Origin of the sequence: Paenibacillus forsythiae T98 (assembly GCF_000520735.1) — a bacterium.
Lineage (GTDB): Bacteria > Bacillota > Bacilli > Paenibacillales > Paenibacillaceae > Paenibacillus_AQ > Paenibacillus_AQ forsythiae.
Map to the genome: position 1 here is coordinate 1 of NZ_ASSC01000114.1, position 4,523 is coordinate 4,523.

Below are 4,523 nucleotides of genomic sequence, written 5' to 3' on the forward strand. Positions count from 1 at the left end.
TGCGGGTAGACTTCCTGTCACGATTCTCTGGGCCTCGCAGACCGGTAATGCGGAAGGCGCGGCAATCGGTGTCGCGAAGAAATTACAGAAATCCGGTCATGATATAAAACTCGTAAGTATGGACCAATATTCCGTACCGGATCTGGCCAAGGAACGCTTTGTCCTGTTCATCGCCAGCACCTTCGGAGCGGGAGATCCTCCGGACAACGGAGAACGCTTCTTCCATTCCCTGCGAGCGGAGCATGCTCCCCGGTTGCCGGACCTGCAGTACGCCGTTCTCGCCTTCGGGGATTCAAATTACGATTTGTTCTGCGGATTCGGGCGGAATCTGGATGCCCGCCTGGAGGAGCTTGGCGCGCAGCGGCTCCTTGAGTGCGCTCACTGCGACACGGATTTCGAGGAGCAGGTTGAAATGTGGATGAACAGCGCCGCAGGGGCGTTGAGCGAATATGCAGGCGACCCGGAGCAACCCTTGCAAGCGGCGGCCGGGACTGGCATATCGTCTGAAGCTGCTAGACCGGGTGCGGCTGACCCAATCCCGGAACCGGGCGGTTATAACCGAAATCGCCCGCTGCCTTCGCGCATCCTGTTCAACCGGCTCCTGAATGCAGAGAACTCCGAGAAAGAAACGCGCCACTATGCTTTCGACCTCGGAACTACCGGTCTGCGGTACGAATCAGGCGATGCTCTGGGCGTATGGCCGACCAATTGCCCCGAGCTTGTCGGCAATATAGTAAACGCCGTTAACCTGGAAGCATCCGCCCCGGTTACGGTAAAAGGCCACGGTGAAATGCCAATCGCCGCAGCGCTGCTCCATCACTTCGAGATTGCCCGTGTTGCCCCGGAAATGCTCCGCTTTATCCGGGACCGGGCACACAACGAACGGCTGAATGAGCTGCTTCAAAGTGAAAATCAGGCGAAGCTTAAGGATTGGCTGTGGGGACGCCAGCTGGTCGATGTTCTGCGGGAGTTTCCGGTATCCATGAGCGCGGCGGAGTTTACACAGCTCCTAAAGCCGTTGCAGCCGCGCCTGTACTCCATTTCATCCAGCCCGAAGGCCAATCCGGACGAGGTTCACATTACGGTTTCAACCATTCGTTACGATTACAAGGGCAACCAGCGAAAGGGCGTATGCTCCACCTTCCTGGCCGACCTCGCGACGGAGGAAACGGAAATTCCGATTTTTATTCAGAAGAACGCTCATTTCCGTCCGCCGGCCAATCCGGATGCGCCGATGATTATGGTCGGGCCGGGCACCGGCATCGCTCCATTCCGCGGCTTCTTACAGGAGCGTCAGGCAACCGGAGCGAGGGGCAAGAACTGGCTGATCTTCGGGGAACAGCGGGAAGCTTGCGATTTCTACTTCAGGGATGAGCTTGAAGTCTTCCGGAAGGAAGGCTTCCTGCATCGCCTGGACACCGCCTTTTCCCGCGACCAGGACGGCAAAATCTATGTCCAGCACCGCATGATCAAGCATGGCGCGGAGCTGTGGGCCTGGCTTCAGGAAGGTGCCCACTTCTATGTGTGCGGAGATGCCAGCCAAATGGCCAAAGAGGTGGATGCCGCGCTGAGGGCCGTCATACAGCGGCATGGCGGAATGACAACGGATGAAGCGAAGGAATATGTGACAGAGATGTCGCTGGGCAAGCGATATCAGCGGGATGTCTATTAAACATGAATGTTCTGACCATTTTCGGCGAAGGATATAAGTTTCTGTATGTCTAGGACAAGAGCTTATATCCTTTGCTCCATTTATTTTTTTAAAAATACTGCAAATCTAACCGTATAATAAAAGTCCGTCAAAACAATCCTCAATACTTTCATTCGTCCCGGAAAGCTTGTTATCATGGACTTGAATCCAGCCAATCATGCCATCTTCAGTCTTCAGCTTTCCATTTCCCATGGTGTCTCCGCCCAGAAAATACACTTTTTCTCCCGGCTCTACCCACCCCAGGATCTTCTGCTCTCCAGCTGCTTTGTAAATAGGAAAGCGCACCTTTGCAACCCATGGAGTAGGCGGTTCCATTGGATAAAAATCCTTGGGAACCCGCTTCCACATGTGATTGCTGTCCAACTTGAACTCGTCAAGATAATACCAGCATTGAAAATCATAGGACTGTTTGGAGGAGAGGACTTTTCCGTTGCCATTCATTGCTTCCGAATTTCCGGTTAATCCGTCCAGATTCCCCATGTGAATCAGCTGATTTCCATCATAATAATAATAATCGGTCCACCGCTGGGCATCCTCGCTATAATTCTCCAGGGCGATTTCAAAATACTTGTCCTGGATATCGGCATCAACAATTTGGAAATACGAATTCGAATCCCTCATAGAAAGGTCAACTTCAACTATTGCACCATTCACCGAGAGCGCCCATCTTCCAGAAGCTTCCCATTCTTCCAATAAAGCAATCTGGATATGGTCAACCGTGCCATCGCCGTTCATATCCACATCGGCGTCCTGTCTTTTATAGGAATCTTTATTCGGCGGATACTCCAGCACATGGTAATCCACATCCCATATTTTCTCCAGCTTGTTCTCCGAGCCTAACTTCTCGTATTTCTTGATCAGCGTGACATTCTTATTCTCTACTTCCGTCAGGCTTCCATCGTATTTGGGATCAGGTTGATACCATCTTTTAGCCGAAAAGAAGGCATCCAGATCCTGCCGCTTGAATACCAATCCGTGCCGGGCGAAAATCTCATTCCGTGCCAGTTCAAGCATTCTTCCGTCGAGGTTACTGAGATTCGCTTCGGTTAACAGCACCTTGCCGCTGTCCTTAAACAGATAATCTCTCCCTTGGGCAGCCTCGATGTCCTTGCTATTTATTTCTTCTTTCGCCTGTGTTTCCACTGCTTCGGCTGTCTGCGTTTTCTTTTGGGGATCGCAGCCGACAATTTGAAGCTGTAAAGCTGCAATCCCTAACAAAAGCAATATTTTTCGAAGATTCACTTTATTTTTCCCCCATTAGCCAAAGACACTGGTATCAATCATCAATTTAATTTTTGGTCAACTTTTATACCAAATCCTGCATGTTCTCTATTTTACTAAAGCGGCCTTTAGTACATCTACGATAAAATTCTCACATGAAAAGCAGAAGCTAATATTTTTCTTGACTAAACAGTCCGAAAAGATGTATGATAGCATCAGAAAGGAGGTGGAGCGTATGGCAAGAAGCAAGGAGTTCGATACGACTCTTGTGCTGCATAAGGCTATGGAAGTATTCGGGCATTACGGCTTTGAGGGAACCTCGCTTCAAAATTTGCTCGACGGTTTAGGTATTGCCCGCCAAAGTCTGTATGATACGTATGGAACCAAAAGGGATCTTTTTATCTCGGCAGTCAAATATTATGTCAATGAGAAATCGGGAGCTGTCATCTCCTATCTGGAGCGTTCCGGCTCGGTGAAACAAGCCTTTTCCGACATTTTTCACGAAATTGCAGCCGTTCTGAAGGATGATCAGCGCCGCAAGGAATGCTTCATTTTGTACAGCGCCATCGATCAAGTCCCTCACGATCCGGAGATTGCCGCTTTTTTCAAGCATGACATGGAACGTCTGGAGCAAGCCTTTTATGACGCTTTGGTTCGGGCCCGTGAACAAGGCGAACTGAGCGGCCGGCATGACGACCTGCTCGCCCTTGCCCGGTATTTGTATCATGCGCGATACGCGTTAACCCAAGCGGCTAAACTTACAGATAACCCGCAGGTGTTGGACCAAATAGCGGCTGTCACTCTCTCGGCGCTTGATCAATAATGAAGCTTCATGAAGATGCTTCATTATTATTTTGAACATTTTTGACTGATTGATCTACAAAAGGGCATTTCACTCGGTACACTGAAATTGAAGAATGGCTTCTAATTTTTTTGCAAATTCCAGATCGTTTGGTCTATAAAAGGAAGGATGAATATGGAGATGAACAATTCGAAACATAAAGGACTCGCTTTGCTGCTTCTGGCGGTATCCCAGCTGATACTTGCGCTTGATTACACAATTATTTTTGTCGCCCTGCCTTCCCTGGCTGCGGATTTAGGCTTTAGCGCGAACAACCTGCAATGGGTCATTAGCGCGTACTCCTTGGCCTTTGGCGGATTCCTGCTCATCGGCGGAAGATTGTCGGACCTGCTCGGCAGAAGACGGATGTTTATGATCGCCATGGCGCTCTTCGGTCTGGGCTCCTTGCTCGGAGGGCTGGCGGACTCGCAGCTGATGCTCATCATCGCCAGAGGCATTCAAGGGCTTGGCGGAGCGCTTCTCTCGCCCGCTACTCTGTCCCTGATTATGTCCAATTTTGACGAAGGCAAGGAACGCAACCGCGCCCTGGGTGTATGGGCATCTATGGGCGGCGTTGGAATGTCGCTTGGATTGCTGCTCGGCGGCGTATTGACCAGTTACATCGGCTGGGAATCGACGTTCTTCGTCAATGTGCCCATCGCTCTTCTGGTCCTTATTCTGGCGCCAATGGCCCTTATAGAGAGCAAGTCGCTGCCGGGCACCCGCCATTATGATGCGGCTGGGGCGAGT

General features: G+C 50.7%; 4 protein-coding genes. 3 read left to right on the top strand and 1 reads right to left on the bottom strand.

Features of this window, described 5'->3' with window-relative positions; all coding sequences use genetic code 11:
* Positions 1-1,672: sulfite reductase subunit alpha (locus tag L692_RS0103875; RefSeq protein ID WP_025697386.1), on the top strand; the 1,672-nt coding region annotated here is incomplete at its 5' end.
* Positions 1,673-1,777: 105 nt separating this feature from the next.
* Here L692_RS0103875 and L692_RS0103880 read toward each other — a convergent pair.
* Positions 1,778-2,953, bottom strand: a complete 1,176-nt coding sequence (locus L692_RS0103880) for a YARHG domain-containing protein (protein ID WP_025697388.1) — start codon at positions 2,951-2,953, stop codon at positions 1,778-1,780.
* Between the two features lie 214 nt (positions 2,954-3,167).
* Here L692_RS0103880 and L692_RS0103885 point away from each other — a divergent pair, with 214 nt between their 5' ends.
* Entirely contained in the window at positions 3,168-3,755 is a 588-nt protein-coding gene (locus L692_RS0103885) for a TetR/AcrR family transcriptional regulator (protein WP_025697390.1), read from the top strand.
* A gap of 159 nt (positions 3,756-3,914) precedes the next feature.
* Positions 3,915-4,523, top strand: a 609-nt coding sequence (locus L692_RS0103890; RefSeq protein ID WP_025697391.1) for an MFS transporter, incomplete at its 3' end; no start/stop codon positions are given.

Coding starts and splice junctions, on each gene's coding strand:
- L692_RS0103885 (WP_025697390.1), top strand. CDS start 3,168: ATGGCAAGAAGCAAGGAGTTCGATACGACTCTTGTGCTGCATAAGGCT.